The sequence below is a fragment of the Affinirhizobium lemnae genome, assembly GCF_022968395.1.
In the GTDB taxonomy this organism is placed as follows: domain Bacteria; phylum Pseudomonadota; class Alphaproteobacteria; order Rhizobiales; family Rhizobiaceae; genus Neorhizobium; species Neorhizobium lemnae.
This window is the reverse complement of sequence record NZ_JALJQZ010000003.1, coordinates 139,998-161,348: the sequence shown is the minus strand read 5'-3', so window position 1 is coordinate 161,348 and position 21,351 is coordinate 139,998. Positions and strand designations below refer to the sequence as shown.

General features: G+C 57.3%; 20 protein-coding genes. 14 read left to right on the top strand and 6 right to left on the bottom strand.

Annotated elements, in window-relative coordinates:
• Nucleotides 1–9: 9 nt before the first annotated feature.
• Entirely contained in the window at nt 10–618 is a 609-nt protein-coding gene (folE, locus tag MUU53_RS03290; protein ID WP_062554498.1) for a GTP cyclohydrolase I FolE, read from the bottom strand.
• Between the two features lie 268 nt (nt 619–886).
• Here folE and MUU53_RS03285 point away from each other — a divergent pair, with 268 nt between their 5' ends.
• From MUU53_RS03285 to thrS, 4 genes are all read left to right on the top strand, one after another.
• The gene (locus MUU53_RS03285) at nt 887–1,330 is read left to right on the top strand and encodes an iron-sulfur cluster assembly scaffold protein (protein WP_247259576.1); all 444 of its coding nucleotides are present in this window, start codon (nt 887–889) and stop codon (nt 1,328–1,330) included.
• A gap of 3 nt (nt 1,331–1,333) precedes the next feature.
• A complete protein-coding gene (yidD, locus tag MUU53_RS03280; protein WP_247259575.1) occupies nt 1,334–1,720 on the top strand; it encodes a membrane protein insertion efficiency factor YidD in 387 nt (128 codons plus the stop codon).
• 5 nt (nt 1,721–1,725) lie between these two features.
• The gene (locus tag MUU53_RS03275; RefSeq protein WP_247259574.1) at nt 1,726–2,151 is read left to right on the top strand and encodes a DUF2267 domain-containing protein; all 426 of its coding nucleotides are present in this window, start codon (nt 1,726–1,728) and stop codon (nt 2,149–2,151) included.
• Nucleotides 2,152–2,271: 120 nt separating this feature from the next.
• A complete protein-coding gene (thrS, locus tag MUU53_RS03270; protein WP_247259573.1) occupies nt 2,272–4,293 on the top strand; it encodes a threonine--tRNA ligase in 2,022 nt (673 codons plus the stop codon).
• A gap of 58 nt (nt 4,294–4,351) precedes the next feature.
• Here the strand turns inward: thrS and MUU53_RS03265 are convergent, their stop codons facing one another.
• A complete protein-coding gene (locus tag MUU53_RS03265) occupies nt 4,352–5,287 on the bottom strand; it encodes a hypothetical protein (RefSeq protein WP_377307248.1) in 936 nt (311 codons plus the stop codon).
• A gap of 128 nt (nt 5,288–5,415) precedes the next feature.
• On the opposite strand from MUU53_RS03265, the gene MUU53_RS03260 reads away from it, so the two are divergent.
• The 3 genes from MUU53_RS03260 to MUU53_RS03250 all read left to right on the top strand — a co-directional run bounded on the left by MUU53_RS03260 (nt 5,416) and on the right by MUU53_RS03250 (nt 8,001).
• Nucleotides 5,416–6,003, top strand: a complete 588-nt coding sequence (locus tag MUU53_RS03260; RefSeq protein ID WP_247259571.1) for a nitroreductase family protein — start codon at nt 5,416–5,418, stop codon at nt 6,001–6,003.
• A complete protein-coding gene (locus MUU53_RS03255; RefSeq protein WP_247259570.1) occupies nt 6,003–6,608 on the top strand; it encodes a flavin reductase family protein in 606 nt (201 codons plus the stop codon). The genes MUU53_RS03260 and MUU53_RS03255 overlap by 1 nt, the downstream gene beginning before the upstream one ends.
• Nucleotides 6,609–6,867: 259 nt before the next feature.
• Complete coding sequence (locus MUU53_RS03250; protein ID WP_247259569.1) at nt 6,868–8,001, top strand: DUF2336 domain-containing protein; 1,134 nt, start codon at nt 6,868–6,870, stop codon at nt 7,999–8,001.
• Nucleotides 8,002–8,038: 37 nt separating this feature from the next.
• Here MUU53_RS03250 and MUU53_RS03245 read toward each other — a convergent pair whose 3' ends face one another.
• A complete protein-coding gene (locus MUU53_RS03245) occupies nt 8,039–8,383 on the bottom strand; it encodes a hypothetical protein (RefSeq protein ID WP_247259568.1) in 345 nt (114 codons plus the stop codon).
• A gap of 142 nt (nt 8,384–8,525) precedes the next feature.
• Between MUU53_RS03245 and MUU53_RS03240 the strand changes: the two genes are divergently transcribed.
• On the top strand, nt 8,526–8,987 hold the full coding sequence (locus MUU53_RS03240) for a GNAT family N-acetyltransferase (protein WP_247259567.1): 462 nt from the start codon (nt 8,526–8,528) through the stop codon (nt 8,985–8,987).
• Here MUU53_RS03240 and MUU53_RS03235 read toward each other — a convergent pair.
• The gene (locus tag MUU53_RS03235; protein WP_247259660.1) at nt 8,965–10,116 is read right to left on the bottom strand and encodes an AI-2E family transporter; all 1,152 of its coding nucleotides are present in this window, start codon (nt 10,114–10,116) and stop codon (nt 8,965–8,967) included. The two genes, MUU53_RS03240 and MUU53_RS03235, sit on opposite strands and share 23 nt — an antisense overlap.
• 292 nt (nt 10,117–10,408) lie before the next feature.
• Here MUU53_RS03235 and MUU53_RS03230 point away from each other — a divergent pair, with 292 nt between their 5' ends.
• Nucleotides 10,409–10,870: a biliverdin-producing heme oxygenase gene (locus MUU53_RS03230; protein WP_247259566.1), complete on the top strand. Its 462-nt coding sequence runs from the start codon at nt 10,409–10,411 to the stop codon at nt 10,868–10,870.
• Nucleotides 10,863–13,415 (top strand): HWE histidine kinase domain-containing protein, encoded by a 2,553-nt coding sequence (locus MUU53_RS03225; protein WP_247259565.1) that lies wholly within the window; start codon nt 10,863–10,865, stop codon nt 13,413–13,415. The genes MUU53_RS03230 and MUU53_RS03225 overlap by 8 nt, the downstream gene beginning before the upstream one ends.
• 48 nt (nt 13,416–13,463) lie before the next feature.
• Here the strand turns inward: MUU53_RS03225 and parE are convergent, their stop codons facing one another.
• Entirely contained in the window at nt 13,464–15,527 is a 2,064-nt protein-coding gene (gene parE, locus MUU53_RS03220; RefSeq protein ID WP_247259564.1) for a DNA topoisomerase IV subunit B, read from the bottom strand.
• Between the two features lie 207 nt (nt 15,528–15,734).
• On the opposite strand from parE, the gene MUU53_RS03215 reads away from it, so the two are divergent.
• The 4 genes from MUU53_RS03215 (at nt 15,735) to MUU53_RS03200 (ending at nt 19,805) form a co-directional block, all read left to right on the top strand.
• Entirely contained in the window at nt 15,735–16,619 is an 885-nt protein-coding gene (locus MUU53_RS03215) for an alpha/beta hydrolase (RefSeq protein ID WP_247259563.1), read from the top strand.
• 148 nt (nt 16,620–16,767) lie between these two features.
• Nucleotides 16,768–17,538, top strand: a complete 771-nt coding sequence (gene tpiA, locus MUU53_RS03210; RefSeq protein WP_247259562.1) for a triose-phosphate isomerase — start codon at nt 16,768–16,770, stop codon at nt 17,536–17,538.
• A gap of 104 nt (nt 17,539–17,642) precedes the next feature.
• Nucleotides 17,643–18,041, top strand: coding sequence for a preprotein translocase subunit SecG (secG, locus tag MUU53_RS03205; protein ID WP_062554481.1), 399 nt, complete (start codon nt 17,643–17,645; stop codon nt 18,039–18,041).
• Nucleotides 18,042–18,176: 135 nt separating this feature from the next.
• Entirely contained in the window at nt 18,177–19,805 is a 1,629-nt protein-coding gene (locus MUU53_RS03200) for a CTP synthase (protein WP_170973370.1), read from the top strand.
• 76 nt (nt 19,806–19,881) lie between these two features.
• Here MUU53_RS03200 and MUU53_RS03195 read toward each other — a convergent pair whose 3' ends face one another.
• Complete coding sequence (locus tag MUU53_RS03195) at nt 19,882–21,342, bottom strand: cryptochrome/photolyase family protein (RefSeq protein ID WP_247259561.1); 1,461 nt, start codon at nt 21,340–21,342, stop codon at nt 19,882–19,884.
• Nucleotides 21,343–21,351: the final 9 nt, after the last annotated feature.

Genomic DNA, 21,351 nt, shown 5'->3' with positions numbered 1-21,351 from the left:
CAGCCTGTATCAGCGACGGATCATGCTGAGAAAACGGGCCTGTTCCTGAGCCTTTTCCTTGAATTCGCCGGTAAATGTCGTCGTAAGCGTGGTCGAGCCCTGCTTCTGGATGCCGCGCATGGCCATGCACATGTGCTCCGCTTCGATCATCACCGCAACGCCGCGCGGTGCCAGACCGGACTGTATCGCCTGAGCGACTTGCGCGGTCATGTTTTCCTGCGTCTGCAATCGGCGGCCAAACACTTCCACGAGGCGGGCAATCTTTGATAGCCCCAGTACACGGCCCTTCGGCAGGTAAGCCACGTGAGCCTTGCCGATAATTGGCACCATGTGGTGCTCGCAATGGGAATAGAACGGAATGTCCTTTACAAGGACCATGTCGTCATAGCCGCCGACCTCCTCGAAGGTACGGCCAAGAATTTCCTCTGGCGACTGATCGTAACCACCGAAGAGTTCACGATAGGATTTGGCGACGCGCTTCGGCGTATCGATGAGGCCCTCGCGGGACGGATCGTCACCGGCCCAGCGCAGCAGAACGCGCACCGCATCCTCGGCCTCTTGCTGTGTCGGGCGAGGTTGCTTCTGCCCCGCAGGGAAATTCTTCACGACTGAATCCATGTTCATATCTCCCGTGCGGTTCAAGGCCGCACCTGCCGAAGTTCTTTGAACTGCAATGACGTTCAAAGCAGGCTACGCGTTATCTGACCTGTCGGATCCCTTTTTACAAGATACGAGTTACTCTCGATTGAAGACTTGGCGAAACATGTTTCTTGAACCGATCGTTTCCGGCATCATATAGAGCATGAGACTAGGGACGACCAGTCGGCGGGCTGAAGCACACACTGTCCACTGGCAAGCGACGCAGGAAGCGTCAGGATTCTTCGGCATGGACGATATTTACAACAGTCGAATTCTCGAACTGGCAGGCAACATCCAGCGTGCCGGTACGCTCGATGATGCAGATGCGACCAGCGAAAAGCACTCGAAGCTCTGCGGCTCGAAGGTGCGCGTCTTTCTGAAGGTGCGCGATGGGGTCGTGACCGACTTCGCGCATCAGGTGCGCGCCTGCGCTTTAGGGCAGGCGTCTTCATCGGCCATGGCGCGGGTGGTCGTTGGCGCATCTGTTGACGAAATTCGTCAGGCACGTCGGGACATGCTGGCCATGCTGAAGGAGGATGGTGAAGGACCCATCGGTCGTTTTGAGGAAATGCGTGTTCTGAAACCCGTGAAGGACTACAAGGCCCGACATGCCTCGACCATGTTGACCTTCGATGCCGTGGTAGACTGTCTCGATCAGATTGAAGCCAAAGCGCAGCCGCAGGCGGTCTGACTTATGTGCCAGCACTGTTCTGGTCTGCATGATGACGAGGATGAAAAGCCGCGGAGAAGAAGTCGGAACTGGTCCGGTCCTTTTCGCAAAACGCCCGATCGTCTTGTCGGAATGGGCCTGATCCGCCTCTATCAGTTGACGCTCTCCGGCTTCATCGGCAATTCCTGTCGTCACATCCCTACATGTTCAGAGTTCGGTTATGAGGCGGTCGCGCGTCATGGTCTCTGGTTCGGTGGCTGGATGACGGCCTACCGCTTTGCCCGTTGCGGGCCATTCGGCTCGTCCGGGCTGGATCCCGTGCCGGAGAGGATGGCAGAACACCAACGATGGTGGACACCCTGGCGCTACAGTCGCGCAGCTCCAACCACAGCACCTACAAAACAGGAGTAACCGTCATGCCGATGCCGATGGAATATTTTCAGGCATCGACGGATTTCGACGCCTTCATGTCTGATCTGCTGGACATATCTCTTTTGAAAACCCGGCATCAGGCCTACACGATGTTGCAGGCCGTTTTGCAGGTTTTTCGACGCCGGTTGACACTGCCGCAGGCTATTGAGTTTGCTGGCATTCTGCCGCCCGTCGTTCGCGCCATTTTCGTGAGTGACTGGAATACGGATGAGCCGCTGAAGCCTTTCGAGACCCATGAGCAGATGATGGCTGAAGTGCGCCAGTTGCGCCACAACCACAATCTCTCAACCCCCTCGGCAATTGAGGATGTGACGACCGCGATTCGTCGCCATGTGGATGAGACAAAGCTGAGGGCGCTGCTGGGCCAGTTGCCGGAAGGCGCGCTGGCGTTTTGGGGCTACAGGAGCTAACCAGCCTAGCCTTTACTCGCCGGGCTTTCGCGGGTATCTACGCGCGCGTTGGATGCCGTAATAAGCGGCGCGATTTACCCACCCGCATTCGTTGGCGGGACTGGATAACAGGAGAATATAATGTCCGTTTCCCTCACATTCCCTGATGGCTCTGTCCGTTCGTATGAAGCCGGTGCGACCGGGCTTGCGGTCGCTGAGTCCATCTCGAAGTCGCTTGCCAAGAAGGCCATCGCCATTGCGATCGACGGCGAAGTCCGCGACCTGTCGGACCCTGTCTCCGACGGCAAGATCGAGATCATTACCCGCACGGATCCGCGCGCTCTGGAACTCATTCGCCATGACGCCGCGCACGTGATGGCAGAAGCCGTCCAGGAGCTTTGGCCCGGCACGCAAGTCACGATCGGCCCGGTGATCGAAAACGGCTTCTACTACGACTTCAAGCGCGTTCACCCAGACACCAGGGAAGACTGGCCCTTCACGCCTGACGATCTGCCAAAGATCGAAAAGAAGATGAAGGAGATCATTGGTCGCAACAAACCCTTCACCAAGGAAGTCTGGTCCCGTCAGAAAACCAAGGATGTGTTTGCTGCCAAGGGTGAGAGCTTCAAGGTCGAGCTCGTTGATGCGATCCCGGAAGATCAAGACGTCAAGATCTATGCGCAGGGCGACTGGTTCGACCTTTGCCGTGGTCCGCACATGGCCTCGACCGGACAGATTGGGACGGCCTTCAAGCTCATGAAGGTGGCCGGTGCCTATTGGCGCGGTGATTCCACCCGTCCGATGCTGACCCGTATCTACGGCACCGCCTGGGCAGAGCAGGAGCAACTAGATCAATACCTGCATGTACTTGCGGAAGCCGAGAAGCGCGATCACCGTAAGCTTGGCCGCGAGATGGACCTGTTCCATTTCCAGGAAGAAGGTCCGGGCGTCGTGTTCTGGCATGGCAAGGGCTGGCGCATGTTCCAGACCCTGACCGCCTACATGCGCCGCCGTCTGGCCAACACCTATGAAGAGGTCAATGCACCGCAGGTGCTGGATGCCTCGCTATGGGAAACCTCCGGTCACTGGGGCTGGTATCAGGAAAACATGTTCGCTGTGAAATCGGCTTACGCGTTTACCCATCCGGATGACAAGGAAGCCGATAATCGCGTCTTCGCCTTGAAGCCGATGAACTGCCCGGGTCACGTCCAGATCTTCAAGCATGGCTTGAAGTCTTACCGTGAAATGCCTGTTCGCCTTGCGGAATTTGGTCTCGTTCATCGTTACGAAGCATCCGGCGCATTGCATGGGTTGATGCGCGTTCGCGGCTTCACGCAGGACGATGCCCACGTATTCTGCACGGAAGAGCAGATGGCAGCCGAATGCCTGCGCATCAATGATCTCATCCTGTCGGTCTATGAGGACTTCGGCTTCAAGGAAGTCGTGGTGAAGCTCTCCACCCGTCCAGAAAAGCGCGTTGGATCCGACGAGCTTTGGGACCGCGCGGAATCGGTCATGATGGACGTTCTCAAGACGATTGAAGAGCAGTCTGGCGGGCGCATCAAAACCGGAATTTTGCCAGGTGAGGGCGCGTTTTACGGGCCGAAGTTCGAGTACACTCTGAAGGACGCTATCGGCCGTGACTGGCAGTGCGGAACGACTCAAGTTGACTTCAACCTTCCAGAGCGCTTCGGTGCCTTCTACATCGATGCGAACTCGGAAAAGACCCAGCCCGTCATGATCCACCGCGCCATCTGCGGCTCGATGGAGCGCTTCCTCGGGATCCTGATCGAGAACTTCGCCGGGCATATGCCGCTGTGGTTTGCACCGCTTCAGGTGGTCGTCGCAACGATCACCTCCGATGCGGATGATTATGGCCGCGAGGTTGCCCAGCAACTGCGCGATGCGGGCCTGATCGTGGAAGAGGACTTCCGCAACGAGAAGATCAACTACAAGATCCGCGAGCATTCGGTCACGAAGGTGCCGGTCATCATTGTCTGTGGTCGTCAGGAAGCCGAAAACCGCTCGGTCAACATCCGCCGCCTGGGTTCGCAGGCACAGACACCGATGTCGCTGGAAGATGCCATTGCATCGCTTTCGGAAGAAGCAACGCCGCCGGATGTCAAGCGGCGTCAAGCAGCACGCAAGATGGCTGCCGAGTAAAACAAATAACCCCGGTGGAGCGATCCACCGGGGTTTTTGTTTCAAGCGATCGCGGGGATCAATCCTGACCGACGACGGACGCCTGTTGTTCCTTCATGGAAACTTCGATATCCGCGTTCTTGCCGGATTGAACGGTGAACTCTCGCTGATAGATCTTGTCCTTGTTACGGGCGACGGCGGTATATTCGCCCTCCGCCAGCACCATGGTTGTAAAGGCGCTGACGCTTTCACTCACCACGTCGCCACCGGCAGTCAGCACGGACCATGCGGTATCAGCCACGGCTTCGCCGCCGTGCTGGGAAACAAGCTTCAGGGTAATCTGCGCCGCCTTGTGCTGCAGCGTCGCCTCGGTCAACTTGCCTGCCTCCACCTGAAGGTCAGCCCGAACGCTGGCGTTGATATCGCCATATTCTGAAACAATGTGATATGTGCCGGTATTCAGCCGGATGATCGTGTTTGGCTTTACATTGGCCATCACAAGCGCACGCTCGCCGTCTTCGCGCACCTCCGCGGAATAGATCGAGAACTTCAGCTTGTTGGCCTGTATCCGTTGATCAGTGCCCGCAACTGCGTTCAACACAAGGCCGCCCGCATCAAGAACGAAGGACAGCTTCTTGACGTCACCATTTTCCGGAACACTCAGCCGCTTTGTGATTCCAGCGCGTCCGAATGCGACGTTGACGAAATAATCACCTGGCGCCAGCTGAAGATGGGCTTCGCCGCCTTCCGAGGAGGCAACAAGCTGAAGCTTGCCATCCGGGCCGGGGCTCGGGCTGAACACACGCCAGTTGAGCCCGGTCTGGAGAGATGTTCCATCTGCCGTCAACTTCGCTTCCAGCGTCACATCGCGCAGGGCCGGAACCTTACGGGCAGATGGCGCGGTAAAAGCATTCAGCTTCGGCATCTTTGGCGTGCCTTCCAACTGCTTGAAAGGCTGGAATGCGTCCTGAGCTTGAGCGGATGGCGCCAGGGCAAGCGCCGCCAGCAGCGCCATCGAGAGCGAGACCTTCCGAGAAACTGCGTTCATAGTGGTTGCTGACCGTTGACTCTTGAATTCCGAAACGTCACTTCAAAACCAACCTAGCGGCAATTTCAAGATCCCTCCATTCACAGAGTCGTCGGATGCCCATTCAGAAGCCACTCTTCGATTATCTCAGCACGCGTCGATCCATTCCTGCGCTCCAGATGACGGAACCGGGCCCGGACCGGACCGAGCTGGAGCAGATCCTGACGCTCGCCTCACGCGTTCCTGATCACGGCAAGCTCGCTCCCTGGCGCTTCATCGTTTATCGGGGACAGGCGAGGGCAGAGCTCGGCGAGCAGCTTCTGGCCATTGCTCTGAAGAAGAACCCCGAAATGACCGAAGAAGCCCGGCAGATCGAGCGGTCGCGCTTGACGCGTTCTCCGGTCGTCATTGCTGTGGTCAGCACTGCGGCGGAGCACGTCAAGATCCCGGTCTGGGAACAGGAATTGTCTGCCGGCGCCGTCTGCCTCAACCTGTTCATGGCGGCCAATGCCCATGGTTATGCCGCCAATTGGCTGAGCGAATGGGTCGCCTATGACGTCGATGCCAAGGCCGCTCTTGGCGTGAAGCGGCAAGAAAAAATCGCCGGCTTGGTCTACATCGGCTCCACGACGTTCCCGCAAACCGACCGTCCGCGCCCTGAACTCAAGGATATCGTCAGCTGGGTCGGTGAGGCAAGCGAGTGATGTTTTATACCACCGATCTCAACCAGCATGGTCTTGCGCACGACCCGTTCAAGGCCATTGTAGCGCCGCGACCCATCGGGTGGATCGGTACGAAGGGCAGGGATGGTTCGCTGAACCTCTCGCCCTATTCGTTTTTCAACATCGTTTCGGACAATCCGAAAATTGTGATGTTCTCTTCCAGTACGCCGAAACACAGTAGCCGAAACGCCGAAGAAACGGGCGTCTTCACCGCAAGCCTCGTCAGCCGAAATCTCATCGAACCGATGAACGCATCCTCTGCGCCGGTGCCCTATGGTGTCAACGAATTCGATCTTGCTGGGCTGACGCCGAAATTTGGTGAGCTGGTGGATGCTCCATACGTGGCCGAGGCCTATGCTGCGCTCGAATGCAAGGTGACGGAGGTCCTTCGACCAAAGGGCTTGAATGAAACCATGTCCGAATCGGTTATTGTGTTCGGTCAGGTGGTCGGCATCCATATCAGTGAAGCTATTCTCCGGGACGGCCGCATCGACATGGGTTTGGCAAAACCCGTCGCCCGTATGGGCTATATGGATTATGCGGATGGTGGCAGCGATGTCTTCCAACTACAAAGACCGACCCGATAGCAAACGTTGAGTATTAGCGACGCCTTATGATAAGTTGCGACCTCAGTGTCTTATGTTCCATCATGTCTGTTCTGCCATCGAAACATGGTTTGCTCAGAGGTTGCAATGCATGGTGTTAATAAACGGAAATAGAAGTTTGGTGGTCTCTTTTCTTGATTCTTAAGGCGTATGGTGAACCGATCGTAAACTATTTCTGACTAGCTTGGCCTCATGGACGAATGGAGAGCGTAGAGTCGCTCCGGCGTTTGGGGTAGGTCAGTTGATTATCCAGGCTTTTTTGCGATGGGCGGAAACAGCAGGCGCGGCAGACCGCGCGAAAGCAGCGCGCGCATTGGCTGCCGCCTATTTTCGTCTTCGGTCAGATGATCCGCAAAAGCAGGCTGCCTTGCACGCAATGATCCACCTGCTGGATGACCCCTCGTCAGCCGTTCGCTTCGCGCTTTCCGAGAGCCTTGCTGAAGAGCCGTCAGCACCACGTGCCGTCATTCTGGCGCTGGCGGAGGACCAGCCGGATATCGCCTGCCCCGTCATTACGTTTTCACCGGTACTGACGGATATGGATCTCGTGGATATCGCTGGTAGAGGGTCCAGCATGACCCGCGGCTTGATTGCGGCCCGTCCCGAACTGGGCCGCGGTGTTGCCGCTGCGATTGCCGAGATTGGTGATACGGCTGAGGCGGTAATCCTGTTGGAAAACGATTCCGCCGAGCTCTCCCGATACGTTCTCAAGCGGCTGGCAGAGCGCCACGCCCGTAGTTGCGAGGTGCGTAACCTGCTTCTGGACCGCGAAGATCTCCCTGCGGAAGCGCGCGATGTTCTGGTCCGCGAGATCAGTCGCGCTTTAGCTGGTTCGCTGCTGGTTCAGGCCACGTTGAGTGCACCGCGCATTGCATACCTGACTGAAGAGGCGGCTACGCTCGCCACGCTGCGTCTTGTCGGAAACGCTCTGTCGGATGAAATTCCGCTGCTGGTTCAGACGATGCGTGAAGATGGCCGCCTCACGTCGGCTTTCCTCATGCACGCGCTATGCTCGGGACGGATCGAATTCTTTGCTGCTGCGATCACCGATCTTTCTGGCCTGGACGATCGCCGCGTTCGCTCGATCATGGCGACTGGTCGTCGACATGCAATCCGCGCTCTGTATGAAGCCTGCGGATTGTCTCGTGAAATATCGGAAGTCTTCGTAGAGGCGACCTCGCTCTGGCGCGAGAAAGTGCGTGAGTTTCATGGCAGCGGCGAGGGGATCTTCGATGCATTGATCGAACGGTATCCGCGCACGGTTGATACCTACACCAGCATCAACGAGCTTCTGGACATTGTCGAGTCACTGCAGCGCCAGGAATACAGGGATATGGCCCGCGCATACGCAGATCAGACTGCCTACGCTGCTTGAAGGCTTTCGCATCGCATAAATCTCTGGCGCAAGATTACTAGTGCAGCCGCTGGACGACCCAGGAATATCCGCTTTCCACGATCCGTACCGGCCCCTTGATCAGGCTCTCGACGTTATCCCGCGTCGGCAGGATAGTCTTTACACGGTCCATGGCCTTTGCGGCCATCGACTGTTCCTCCTGCCTTGTTTCCTCCGCTGTCGGTGCATGGGCACCTGTCGTGTCTGTAGATTTCGGTGCGGTCGGGGATGCGCTCGCCACGGTCGGATCTTGGCAAACGGCAATGACGACGGGATAGGAAACATTGGCGAACCGGCCCAACTCCTTTTCAGAAACCGCATTGCAAAGTTCGACGCTGGGCCAGCGTTGATTGAGCGTCGCCACCTATTAGCAATCCGTGGCGCTGTCGCCGCAGCCAAGTATTGTTATGATGACCATCGCGGTGCGCAAATGAACTTCCTTGCATGGGATCTTGCAAGAACGTTAAGGCCTAGCTTGACACTTTGTGGAGGCAGACGGGAAAGCTATGCAGGATATGGTCATTCAACGAGAAGCACCACGGCAGCCCGGCGTGCTGAGACTGCTGGAGTTATCCGACGCCTATGTTGCATCGCTCTACCCTGCCGAAAGCAACCATATGCTGTCGATCGAGGAGCTGGAAGCCGATACAGTTTCGTTCTTCGTGGCCCGACGAGGCAAAGACGTTTTTGGTTGCGCATCCCTTGTCCGAAATGACGATGGCACGACGGAGATCAAGCGCATGTTTGTTGACGGATCCGCACGGGGCTTGAAACTCGGGAAGCGTTTGCTCGACCAGCTAGAAAGCGAGGCCCGAAGCCTCGCCATTTCGATCATCCGCCTTGAAACAGGGATCTATCAGCCAGAGGCGATTGGCCTTTATCGGAATGCTGGATACGAAGAGATTCCGCCATTCGGCGACTATAAGCTTGATCCACTCAGCCTGTTTATGGAGAAGCGCCTTCGTTGACGGGGGCCGGATCGGACTTGAGGCGTTTTGGCGGCTCCGGAACAGTCGGGGTCTCTACCGCTTCAGCGCTGGATGAGAGTTCTATCTCCCGCATCCACTCGCGCCAGATCGCAACGAGCAGCGCCATCAGCACAGGACCGATGAATAAGCCTAGGAATCCGAGCGTCTTTACACCGCCTACGAGGCCGAAGAAGGTCGGCAGGAACGGAAGCTTGATGGGACCTCCGACCAGTCTTGGGCGTACCGTCTTATCCACGATAAAAAGTTCGACAGAGCCCCAGACAAACAGCGCCACACCTGCGAAAAGTGATCCGCTTGCCACGAGGTAGATTGAAACAAGCGTGAAGGACAAGGGCGCTCCGCCGGGAATCAGCGCCATAATGCCGGTGAGAACACCGAGGGTGACGTGGGACGGAACGCCCGCAATCCAGTAAGCAATGCCGAGAATGATGCCTTCACCAATCGCGATCAGCGTCATACCGGTCACTGTAGAGCTTATAGTAGCGGGAACCACCCGCGATATTCGCTCCCACCGGGACGGCAGTATGCGTTCACCCAGCAAATCCATCTGGCGCGCGAAGGCCGCACCGTCACGATACACGAAGAACAGGGCGATCAGCATGAACAGCAACGTCAGTAGTAGATGAAACGCGCCATCTCCGGCAGCGATCACCGCGCGATAGATATTCCCAATATTGGCGCCGCTGACCAATTGAACCAGTTGACCGATGGCACCTGGCTCGCCGATGTGGCGTTCCCACAGGGTCGAAAGCCAGTCCCCCGCGACAGGCAGGTCCACGATCCATTGCGGCGGGGCAGAGCCGACACGGTTGATCTGAAGCGCCCAACCGATCCAATCGCGCAATTCGCCTATCGCGTAAGTGAGGGCGATACTGATCGGGATAATGATGAAGCTTAGAACGCATATGATCGCAATCGTCGCGCCGATGGTCGTGTTGCCACCGATGCGCCGCAACAGATCCCGATACAGCGGCCAGCTGGCAAAACCGATGACGAGTGCGGCCAAAACAGGGATCACAAAGCCGTGGAAGAAGTAGATCCCTGCAAAGACAATAAGAACGAGAAGCCATCGCGCAGCCGATATCGGCGGAATGAGCGCTATGCGCATTGGCGCAACGGGCCCGAGCCATCGCGGTTCCGTTCTCGGTCTGTCATTCTCACGCACGATTGACTGCCACCCTGTTTGAATCTCTCGTTTGTTTTCAGGCGAGCCTGACGAGAGCTAAGATTAGAAATATCGAAGATTCAAGCTTGCCGTAAAGCGCAGATGCGCTAGAAATGTGGGTAACGTCAACTCAGCTTTACGATATATGCCCCCATCTTCACGCCGCTTCCTCCTGCGGGAGCGTACGTCAGATCGCCACGCAGCGGTTGACGCTGCCGTAGGCTCATTTCGTACATTGGTACATTACAAGACCTATTTGCAAGGTCTGCTTGCCTTTCGCAGGCCCCTGGATGACCAAATGTTATTATGCCACTTACCAGATGAATTCGGAGGCTGGCGCCCGAAGGCAATAAGCCCTCTTATTGTCGCTGATATGAAGGATCTCACTCTGGCACCGAAATTAGTTTCAGACGCGATTTATCTGAAACGTGATCTGGAAAGCCTTCTGGGTACGCTCTACGTCCTGGAAGGGTCTACGCTGGGCGCGCGCATTCTTTATCGACGGGCTAACGAGCTTGGATTGGATGGGACACACGGTGCAAGACATCTGCACGAGCAGGCTGCTTCGGATGGATTTGTTCGTTTCCTACAGATCCTCGATGCCGCACCTGATGTCGATATGAACAAGGTAATAGGGGCTTCAGACCTGGCCTTTCAATGGGCAGAGACGGCCTTCAAGGACAATGTGAATGAATGAGCCGTCAAATGTCGATCTGACGAATTGCGACCGGGAACCGATCCACATACCCGGAAGCATCCAAGCACATGGCGCTCTCATCGTATGCGATGGTACCGGCGGCGACGTTCTTGCTTATTCTGCGAATATTGCAGACATGCTGGGTATCCCGGCACCAGTCGAAGGCAGTCGGCTTGAAGACGCCGTAGGCCCGGATGTAGCACATACGCTGCGTAATGCTCTGGCGACGAGTGATGACCCTAGCCGCCCGGCATTGCGGATGGGCCTGGAGCTTCCTGGCGGATTTTTCGATGTAGCGGTTCACAGGACGCCTCAGGGTGCTTTCATGGAATTTGAGCCGCACGTCAAACATTCTGACCAACCTCTGGAAACAGCACGCATGCTGATCAGCCGGGTGCGATCGATTGGTGGGATCGACGAACTGGTGGATAAGTCCGTTCGGCTGATCTTCGCGATGCTGGCCTATGATCGTGTTATGATCTACCGGTTCGAACATGATGGTTCCGGCAAGGTCGTCAGCGAGCATAAGCGCCGCGATCTAGAGAGCTTTAAGGGGCAGTATTTTCCGGCGAGCGACATTCCGAAACAAGCACGCGTCCTGTATCTGAAGAATACCATCCGCATAATTTCAGACGCACGAGATGAGCGCATCCCGCTTGTATCAAATGGCCATGCATCTGTAGAACCACTGGATCTGTCCTTTGCCCACTTGCGAAGCGTCTCACCGATCCATTGCGAATATCTTCGTAACATGGGCGTAGCCGCTTCAATGTCGATCTCGATCGTGGTTGACGGTGAATTGTGGGGACTTGTCGCCTGTCATCACTATTCACCGAAGTCGCTTGCAATGCAGCAGCGGGTGGCTGCAGAAATGTTTGGCGAATTCCTGTCGCTGCATCTGAGTGCGCTAAAGCAGAAACAAATTCTGGACACGGCCAATCGTGCGCGTCGCTCACTCGATCGCTTTCTGCAGGCTGCATCTCAGAGTGCGGACATCACACAATTACTGCGCGACTCTCTTCCAGAGTTCGCGCATATCATGCCCAGCGATGGTATCGGTCTCTGGCTTGAGGGCGGCTGGACGAGCATGGGTTCCGTGCCACCGCTGCTCGATATGGCAAAAATTGCCGAACTGGTTGGCGCCACCTCCGGTGGACGTATCTGGGGTACGGAACAACTGGCGCTGCAGTTGCCGGAAGCGGCATCCTATGCCTCTACAGCCTGCGGTGTTCTGGCTATACCCTTGTCACAAAGGCCAAAAGACTATCTGTTCTTTTTCCGCAAGGAACTGGTTCAGACGCTGAACTGGGCTGGAAACCCAGAAAAATCCTACGAAAACGGGGCGTTTGGTGATCGACTAACGCCCCGCAAAAGCTTTGCGATATGGAAGGAAACGGTTCATCTGAAGGCGCAACGCTGGACGGAAGAAGAGCGGGAGATCGCGGAAGCCATTCGCGCGGTTCTCGTCGAGGTGGTGCTGCATCACAATGAGCTGCTTGCGGATGAACGCGGAAAGGCGGACGTCCGCCAGCGGATGCTGAACGAGGAGCTGAATCACCGCGTCAAGAATATCCTGGCCGTCATCAAGGCGCTTGTCGGCCATCCGGTTCGGGAAGGGCGCGATATCGGCGAGTATGTCTCTACGCTGAAGGGACGCATCCAAGCGCTTTCCTTCGCGCATGATCAGGTCGTACGAGGCGCAGACGGAGGATCTCTTAAGGAATTGCTCGAGGCCGAACTCAATCCCTATAGCGGCGAGCATCGTATAATCTCGATGAAGGGTTCTGATCTATGGCTGGATAGCCGCGCCTTTTCGGTCATGGCGCTCGTGCTTCATGAAATGTCCACCAATGCCGCGAAATATGGGTCCCTTTCGGAAGCCGGTGGTCGGCTTGATGTCAATTGGAAGCGCACCGAGAGGGGAGATCTCGAAATTTCCTGGCACGAGTCTGGCGGGCCACTGGTAAGCAAGCCCAGTCGAGCAGGATTTGGTACGGTTCTGATAGAGCGAAGCATCCCTTACGAACTCTCTGGCGACAGTTCGGTCGACTATCTCGAAAGCGGACTACGGGCCCGGTTCCTTATTCCGGCAAAGAACGTGCAAAGCGACGATGGGGGCGAGATTGTCTCCGATGCGGATCTCAATTCTGCCTCAACACGTGAGATCAATGATGTCCTCCAGGAGATCGAAGTTCTATTGGTGGAAGACCAGATGCTGGTTGCTGCTGATGTCGAGGTGATGCTGGCTGAGAACGGCGTGAACAACGTCACGACGGCTCCCTCGGTCGACGAGGCGATGAAGCGTCTGAAGAACTTTACGCCAGATGTTGCTATTCTCGACGTCAATCTCGGCACAGGGACCTCGCTTCCGATTGCGGAGGAGATGGAGCGACGTGGCGTGCCATTCATATTTGCGACCGGCTACAGTGATCGCTCGGTCGTCCCGGCAAGCTTCTCCGCACCGGTTGTGCGCAAGCCTTACGAGGCGAAAGCTCTCGTAGGCGCGGTTCTACGCGTTCTTGCTGCGCGTGAAAGTGCTCAATAGATCCTGGCTAGGTCATCAAAACCCGATCCGGAGATTGCCAAGCGATGATCAGATATCGAGATTGTCTGCAAAGGCAGCCCGTTCCTGAATAAAGCGGAAACGTGCGTCCGCTTTGGTGCCCATCAAGTTGTCGACGGCTTCGCGCGTCCCCTCAAAATCCACCTCGTCGATCGCCACGCGCAGAAGTGTACGTTTGGCAGGATCCATGGTGGTTTCCTTTAACTGGGCGGGCATCATTTCTCCTAGGCCTTTGAAGCGACCAATTTCCACCTTTTTGCCCTTGAAGACAGTCTCCATCAGTTCCGCGCGATGCCCGTCATCACGGGCGTAGACAGTCTTCGCGCCCTGCCGGATCACGTAAAGCGGCGGCACCGCCAGGAACAGGTGCCCACCGCGCACGAGCTCCGGCATTTCCTGATAGAAGAAGGTAATCAGAAGCGAGGCAATGTGGGCTCCGTCCACGTCCGCATCGGTCATAATGATCACGCGCTCGTACCGCAGATCCTCGTCCCGGTATTTGGTTCGCGTCCCGCAGCCGAGTGCCTGAATGAGATCCGCGATCTGCTGGTTTGCCGATAGCTTTTCGCGGCTGGCGCTGCCGACGTTCAGGATCTTGCCACGGAGCGGCAGAATGGCCTGGTTCGTGCGGTTGCGTGCCTGCTTGGCGGAACCACCAGCCGAGTCACCCTCGACGATAAACAGTTCCGCACCTTCCGCTGTGTTCTGAGAGCAATCGGCGAGTTTGCCGGGAAGACGCAACTTTCGAACGGCAGTCTTGCGGTTGACTTCCTTTTCCTTGCGGCGACGCAGGCGCTCTTCTGCTCGCTCGATCACCCAGTCGAGGAGTTTGGCCGCTTCGCCGGGATTGCCTGCGAGATAGTGGTCGAAGGGATCGCGTAACGCGTTTTCGACAATCCGCTGTGCCTCAACGGTGGCAAGCTTGTCCTTGGTCTGGCCGACGAATTCCGGCTCACGAATAAAGACCGAAAGCATGCCAACAGCCGAAATCATCACGTCGTCGGTAGTGATGTCCTTGGCACGCTTGTTCTGCGTCAGTTCGGCATAATTCTTCAAACCCTTGAGAAGAGCAATACGTAGACCCGCCTCATGCGTGCCGCCTTCGGGTGTAGGGATCGTATTGCAGTAGGAGTGGATCTGCGGGTCGCCGCCATACCAGGTAACCGCCCATTCCAGTGCACCGTGACCGCCGGTCTTTTCCGTCTTGCCCGAAAAGATCTCGCGGGTGACGGTAAAGTCCTTGCCAAGTGTCGCGGAGAGATAATCCTTCAGCCCGCCCGGGAAATGGAACACGGCCTTATCGGGTATTTCACCGCCGGCGATGACGACGCCCGGATCACAGCTCCAGCGGATTTCAACGCCCCCAAAAAGATAGGCCTTGGAGCGCGCCATGCGGAAAATACGGCCCGCATCGAACTTGGCATGCTCTCCAAAAATCTGCGGGTCGGGGTGGAAGCGCACCCGCGTGCCGCGACGGTTGTGCACATCGCCCAGTTCTTCCAGTCCGCCCTGCGGAACGCCGCGAGAAAAACGCTGGCGATACAGTTTGCGATTGCGCGCGACTTCCACTTCCAGAACGTCTGAAAGCGCGTTGACCACGGAAACGCCGACACCATGCAGACCGCCGGATGTCTCATACGCCTTGCCGTCGAACTTCCCGCCCGCATGCAGCTTGGTCATGATGACTTCAAGCGTGGATTTGCCCGGCACCTGTGGATGGTTTTCCACCGGAATACCGCGACCGTTATCAGTGACCGTCAAGAAACCGTGAGCATCCAGATGTACTTCGATGAAGTTGGCGTGGCCTGCCACGGCCTCGTCCATCGAGTTGTCGATGACTTCGGCAAACAGGTGGTGCAGCGCCTTTTCATCTGTACCGCCGATATACATGCCGGGGCGCATCCGGACCGGCTCCAGTCCCTCCAGAACACGGATCGACGAGGCGTCATAGGTATCGGGGTTGGCCGCCGGGGAAGATGCCGCAGTGCTTGCCGCAGCCGTCGCGGGCTTGGCGGTAGCCTCGGTCTTGCCTTTGGGCTCTGACGGCTTTTCAGGCTGCGCGGGAAGACTGGCAAAAAGGTCGTTATTATCCATATGGGTTCGCTGGCCTTGCCTTGAATGGATGGCATGCTGAACGGAGTCGCGTTGATTGCCCTTATCGGCTTTCGAATCGCTGGCGAGTGTGCCAGATAAAACGGCGTCTCGCGACCTGTTCGTTCACGAATGGTTCGCATCAGGATTTGCGCCGCAGAGATGAAGAACGCAAGTCGTGCTGCTTAGAGGAAACGAAACCGGTCGCCTATGTCCACAGATCATTTGCATTTGCGTGTGCTGGCGGCCCTCTGTCTGTGCTTGCTCGCGACCGCTACGGCAGCAGCAGACGGACCGATTCGCTCTTTCAAGGATGTCTTGTTCTCCTCCCAGACAGTCCTGAAAACGGAGGATGAAGGCGCCTTCAAGGTGCTGGATTACCAGGAGCTGCGCGACATCAACCAGCGCGATGAAGAGCCGGAGCGTCGCGTCAAGCCGGATTATGTCGATCTTGGGGTGCGGGAGTTTCAGGCCAACGAAACGCTGACGATTGCCTCCAGCCGCCTCGATGTTGCGCGCGTCGGGCGCATGCGTGATGCCACATTCACCATCATCTTCATTCATGGCAGGGGCGGGGATCGTCGCCTGGGTGTGAATGACTACACTTTCGGCGGCAATTTCAATCGGCTGAAAAATCTTGTCGTGCAAAGCGGCGGCGCCTATTACGCCCCCACGGTCAAATCCTTCGATCCAAATGGTGCGGCCGACATTGCGGCGCTCATTCGCCACGTTTTCGAACTGTCGTCCGGTCGCCCTGTCATTCTCGCTTGCGCCTCCATGGGCAACTTTATCTGTCAGAGTGTGTCGCGTGACAAGGAAGCCGTCCGATATCTGAAGGGTCTGGTCGTTATGGGCGGCCCGTCGGATCCGGGGTTTTTGACGACGCCCGCGGCCAAGCTGAAGATCCCGGTCTATTTTTCACATGGCAGCGCCGATAGCGTCTACAAGGCGGAGGAGCAGATCGCTCTGTACCGAAAGATGCGAAAGGCCGGTTATCCGACAATTTTCCGGCTGTTTCAGACCGGCGGCCATGGAACGCCGATCCGGATGAGCGATTGGCGGGAAATTCTGAATTTTATGCTCGCGGCAGGTTGATCCTTCGAACGCATCCGCTAAACCGACATTCCTGAAACGGATCCTATGAAAGCAATGGGCTTGCGGCCGCATTGCGGTTATGACGGTTCGATCAAGTCAACGGGGTGGCCAGTGACTGCTGGCCGGGAGCATAAGGGAATTCGCAGATATGACGCCGGATGTTCGTCCGCTTGTAGCGGGAAACTGGAAGATGAACGGAACGCGGGACTCGCTCGATCAGATCAAGGCGATTTCTGCCGGAGTGAGCGGCCCGCTGGCTGAGAAGGTTGACGTGCTCATCTGCCCTCCTGCAACGCTTCTCTATGTGGCGACGGCCTTGTGCACCGACAGCCCGCTGATGATCGGCGCACAGGATTGCCATCAGAACAAATCCGGCGCTCATACAGGTGACATCTCCGCCGAAATGATTGCCGACTGCTTTGGCACCCATGTCATCGTTGGGCACTCCGAGCGTCGGGTGGACCACGCCGAGACCGATCATCTGGTTCGCATCAAGGCTGAAGCCGCCTATGCCGCCGATCTGACCGCCATCATCTGCATTGGCGAGACGGCAGATGAGCGCAAGGCAGGCCAGACGTTGGAGATTCTCAAGCGCCAGCTTGCAGGCTCGGTTCCTGACGATGCCAATGCCGAGAACACGGTTATTGCCTATGAGCCTGTCTGGGCCATCGGTACTGGCCTCACGCCGACCGCTGACGATGTCGAAAAGGCGCATGCTTTCATGCGCGATGAGCTGAAGAGCCGCTTCGGTGCAGAAGGCGCAAAATTCCGCATTCTCTATGGCGGATCGGTGAAGCCTTCCAACGCGGCGGAACTGATGGCCATCAGCAATGTTGATGGTGCTCTCGTTGGCGGCGCCAGCTTGAAAGCCGCAGACTTCCTCGCCATCTATGGCGCGTATGAGGCATTGGTGCGTTAAATCGCGTTTAATCGGCACTAGCCCCTTGGAATGCCGGTCCGGCTGAGCTAAAGGACCGGCAAAGCTTTATATGTGCCGCAACCCGCGCGCAGGACTGGACTGATATGCAGACCGTATTGATCGTTATTCATCTCATGATCGTGCTTGCGCTTGTTGGCGTGGTACTGATCCAGCGTTCCGAGGGCGGTGGCCTTGGTATTGGCGGCGGTTCCGGCTTCATGTCGGCGCGCGGCACGGCAAATGCCTTGACCCGCACGACCGCAATCCTGGCGACATTGTTCTTCGTGACCTCCATGGCGCTTGGCATCATGGCGCGTCACGAGTCTCGTCCGACGGACATTCTGAACCGTATCCCGGCAACGCAGCAGGGTCAGGGCAACGGCATCCTCGATTCGCTCGGTCCGGCGGCAACGCCTGGTGCACCGGCAAACGGCACAGCGCCTGCACCGGGAGCTCCGGCCCCGGCTCCGGCAAATCCGTCGTCTGTTCCGACCGGCAACTAAGCCGCGTCAAGCTCCCATCATCCGGCAGGTCGAAAAGCCTGCCGGTTTTCTTTTGTTCAGATTCCACAGCTTTAACCGTCCCGAAGAATTTTTGGGCTGGCGGAATCGATCGTGAAAAGGTATCCGGTGACTCCCATGGCGCGATATGTATTCATCACAGGCGGCGTGGTTTCTTCCCTCGGAAAAGGAATTGCGGCCGCAGCCCTCGGAGCCTTGCTACAGGCCAGAGGTTATCGGGTTCGGCTACGTAAGCTCGATCCTTATCTCAACGTTGACCCGGGCACCATGAGCCCGACTCAACACGGCGAAGTCTTCGTGACCGATGACGGTGCGGAGACCGACCTCGATCTCGGCCACTACGAGCGTTTCACGGGGCGCTCTGCGACAAAGACCGACAACATCACCACAGGTCGGATCTACAAGAACATCATCGACAAGGAACGGCGCGGGGATTACCTCGGTGCGACGGTTCAGGTCATTCCGCACGTCACCAACGAGATCAAGGATTTCGTGGTCGAGGGCAATGACGACTATGATTTCGTGATCTGCGAAATCGGCGGCACCGTCGGTGACATCGAGGCGATGCCCTTCGTGGAAGCGATCCGTCAGCTTGGCAATGAACTGCCGCGTGGAACCGCTGTCTATCTGCATCTTACCCTGATGCCCTACATCCCGGCTGCTGGCGAGTTGAAGACCAAGCCAACGCAGCATTCGGTCAAGGAACTCCAGGCGCTCGGCATTGCGCCCGATATCCTGCTGGTTCGTGCGGACCGCGAGATCCCGGAAGCGGAACGCCGCAAGCTTTCGCTGTTCTGCAACGTTCGTCCATCCGCTGTCATTCAGGCGCTGGACGTTTCCAACATCTACGATGTGCCGATGGCCTACCACAAGGAAGGTCTGGACTCGGAAGTCCTGGCGGCATTCGGCATTGAACCGGCACCAAAGCCGCGTCTGGAGCCGTGGGAAGAGGTTTCCAACCGCATCCGTACGCCGGAAGGCGAAGTCACCATCGCGATCGTTGGCAAGTACACCGGCCTGAAGGATGCGTACAAATCGCTGATCGAGGCGCTCTACCACGGTGGCATCGCGAACCAGGTCAAGGTCAAGCTTGAGTGGATCGAGTCGGAAATCTTCGAAAAGGAAGATCCGGCTCCCTACCTTGAGAAGGTCAACGGCATCCTGGTGCCCGGTGGCTTCGGTGAGCGCGGCGCACAGGGCAAGATCAACGCAGCCCGCTTTGCGCGTGAGCGCAAGGTGCCGTATTTTGGCATTTGCTTCGGCATGCAGATGGCGGTTCTGGAAGCAGCTCGCAATCTCGCTGGCATCGAAGACGCAAGCTCCACCGAGTTCGGTCCGTCCAAGGAACCTGTCGTTGGTCTCATGACCGAATGGGTCAAGGGCAACGAGTTGCAGAAGCGTTCGGCTGCGGGCGACCTGGGCGGCACCATGCGCTTGGGAGCTTATAAGGCGGCGCTGAAGCGCGACACGAAGATCGCCGAGATCTATGGTTCGACAGATATCTCCGAGCGTCACCGTCACCGTTATGAGGTGAACGTGGACTATAAGGACCGTCTGGAAAACTGCGGCCTCGTCTTCTCCGGCATGTCACCGGATGGGCTGTTGCCGGAAACGATCGAGTATCCGGACCATCCATGGTTCATTGGCGTTCAGTATCACCCCGAACTGAAGAGCCGCCCGCTGGATCCGCATCCGCTGTTCTCCAGCTTCATCACGGCGGCGCTGGAACAGAGCCGACTGGTCTGATCAGGTACCAGATTGAAATTCAAAGGGCCGGTGGTGATTATCCTCCGGCCCTTTTCGCATTCATACGTGCCAACGCTCAATCGCGCGGATCTGCGTCACCGCTGCGGCCCGTCACATGTGCGTAGGCGGCCAGAGCCTTGTCACGCGCCTCTCCGTGATTGACGATGGGCTTTGGATAGGTCTCGCCAAGTTTGATCCCGGCACGCTCCAGAACCTCCTTTGGCGCCTCGAAGGGTCGATGGATATATTTCTTCGGCAGCTTGCGCAGTTCCGGCACGAAACGGCAGACATAGTCGCCATCCGGATCGAATTTCTCGCCCTGCAGGATCGGGTTGAAGACCCGGAAAAAGGGAGAGGCATCAGCGCCTGATCCCGCGACCCACTGCCAGTTGCTGGCGTTGGAGGCTGGGTCCGCATCCACAAGCGTGTCCTTGAACCACTCCTCGCCCTTGCGCCAATCGATCATCAGATCCTTGATCAGGAAAGATGCGGTGATCATGCGAACGCGGTTATGCATGTAGCCATGGCGCCAAAGCTGGCGCATTCCGGCATCCACGATCGGATATCCGGTCATGCCCTTGGTCCAGGCAGAAAACTGTGCCTTGCTGAAATGCCACGGAAAAGCGTCGAACTTGTCGTTCCAGTTATCGGTGGCAAGCTTCGGAAACTCGACGAGAAGGTGATAGGAAAACTCCCGCCAGACCAGTTCCTTGCGGAAATGGATGACGTCATTCGTTGCCTCCAGCCCCTTGGTCTCATGCCAGATCCGGGCAGGCGAAATTTCGCCGAAGGCGAGGTGAGGGGAAAGCAGCGATGTCGCATCCTCAAGACCGGGGTGATCGCGATCGCTTTTGTAGGTCTGTATCGGCTTCTTCAGGAAACGCTTCAGTTTTTTGTGCGCGCCTGCTTCCCCCGGTTGCCATATCCGTCCGAACTCGGTCGCCCAGTCCGGTTTCGTCGGAAGCAGGCTCCAGTCCTTGAGCGCCTCGGATTTCGGGAAAGAGCCCGGCGCGGGTATCCTGGATGGTGCCGACACCGGATCGCGCGGTTCACCATCCTTCTCCAGCGCACGCCAGAACGGCGAATAAACCCGGTAAGCGCCACCAGAACCCGTCTTCATCGTCTCTGGATCATGCAGCAATTGGCCGCGAAAGCGCTTGATCTCCAGCCCTGACGACTTCAAGGCACCGACGATGTCCTTGTCGGCCGCATCACGCTCGTAGTGACGGTTGTAAAAGAGCGCTTCAGCCTGCGTCTCCTGGGCCAGTCCGGAAAGCACCTTGGCTGCTTCTCCGCTTCGCAGGATCAGCCTGTTGCCCTTGTCGGCAAGAGCCGTCGCCAGCGCCTCCAGCGAGTGATGCAGCCACCACTCCTGAGCACCGCCCAGCGGGCCGATCCCGTCCTGTTTCGGTTCGCGGATGTAGATGCAGACAACAGGCCTGCCACTTTCGCAGGCTTGCGACAAAGCGCCATTGTCGTCGAGACGAAGATCCTTTCGAAACCAGAGAAGGATTGGCGGCTGATGATCTGACGACAAGGCGTAAAC

Bases quoted from the DNA above. Each gene is read 5' to 3' on its own strand.
- MUU53_RS03215 (WP_247259563.1), top strand. From the start codon at position 15,735: ATGTCCACAGATCATTTGCATTTGCGTGTGCTGGCGGCCCTCTGTCTG.
- thrS (WP_247259573.1), top strand. From the start codon at position 2,272: ATGTCCGTTTCCCTCACATTCCCTGATGGCTCTGTCCGTTCGTATGAA.
- MUU53_RS03235 (WP_247259660.1), bottom strand. From the start codon at position 10,116: ATGCGCATAGCGCTCATTCCGCCGATATCGGCTGCGCGATGGCTTCTC.
- MUU53_RS03285 (WP_247259576.1), top strand. From the start codon at position 887: ATGGACGATATTTACAACAGTCGAATTCTCGAACTGGCAGGCAACATC.
- MUU53_RS03275 (WP_247259574.1), top strand. From the start codon at position 1,726: ATGCCGATGCCGATGGAATATTTTCAGGCATCGACGGATTTCGACGCC.
- MUU53_RS03225 (WP_247259565.1), top strand. From the start codon at position 10,863: ATGAATGAGCCGTCAAATGTCGATCTGACGAATTGCGACCGGGAACCG.
- MUU53_RS03260 (WP_247259571.1), top strand. From the start codon at position 5,416: ATGCCCATTCAGAAGCCACTCTTCGATTATCTCAGCACGCGTCGATCC.
- folE (WP_062554498.1), bottom strand. From the start codon at position 618: ATGGATTCAGTCGTGAAGAATTTCCCTGCGGGGCAGAAGCAACCTCGC.
- MUU53_RS03240 (WP_247259567.1), top strand. From the start codon at position 8,526: ATGCAGGATATGGTCATTCAACGAGAAGCACCACGGCAGCCCGGCGTG.
- MUU53_RS03200 (WP_170973370.1), top strand. From the start codon at position 18,177: ATGGCGCGATATGTATTCATCACAGGCGGCGTGGTTTCTTCCCTCGGA.
- MUU53_RS03255 (WP_247259570.1), top strand. From the start codon at position 6,003: ATGTTTTATACCACCGATCTCAACCAGCATGGTCTTGCGCACGACCCG.
- MUU53_RS03265 (WP_377307248.1), bottom strand. From the start codon at position 5,287: ATGGCGCTGCTGGCGGCGCTTGCCCTGGCGCCATCCGCTCAAGCTCAG.
- parE (WP_247259564.1), bottom strand. From the start codon at position 15,527: ATGGATAATAACGACCTTTTTGCCAGTCTTCCCGCGCAGCCTGAAAAG.
- tpiA (WP_247259562.1), top strand. From the start codon at position 16,768: ATGACGCCGGATGTTCGTCCGCTTGTAGCGGGAAACTGGAAGATGAAC.
- secG (WP_062554481.1), top strand. From the start codon at position 17,643: ATGCAGACCGTATTGATCGTTATTCATCTCATGATCGTGCTTGCGCTT.
- yidD (WP_247259575.1), top strand. From the start codon at position 1,334: ATGTGCCAGCACTGTTCTGGTCTGCATGATGACGAGGATGAAAAGCCG.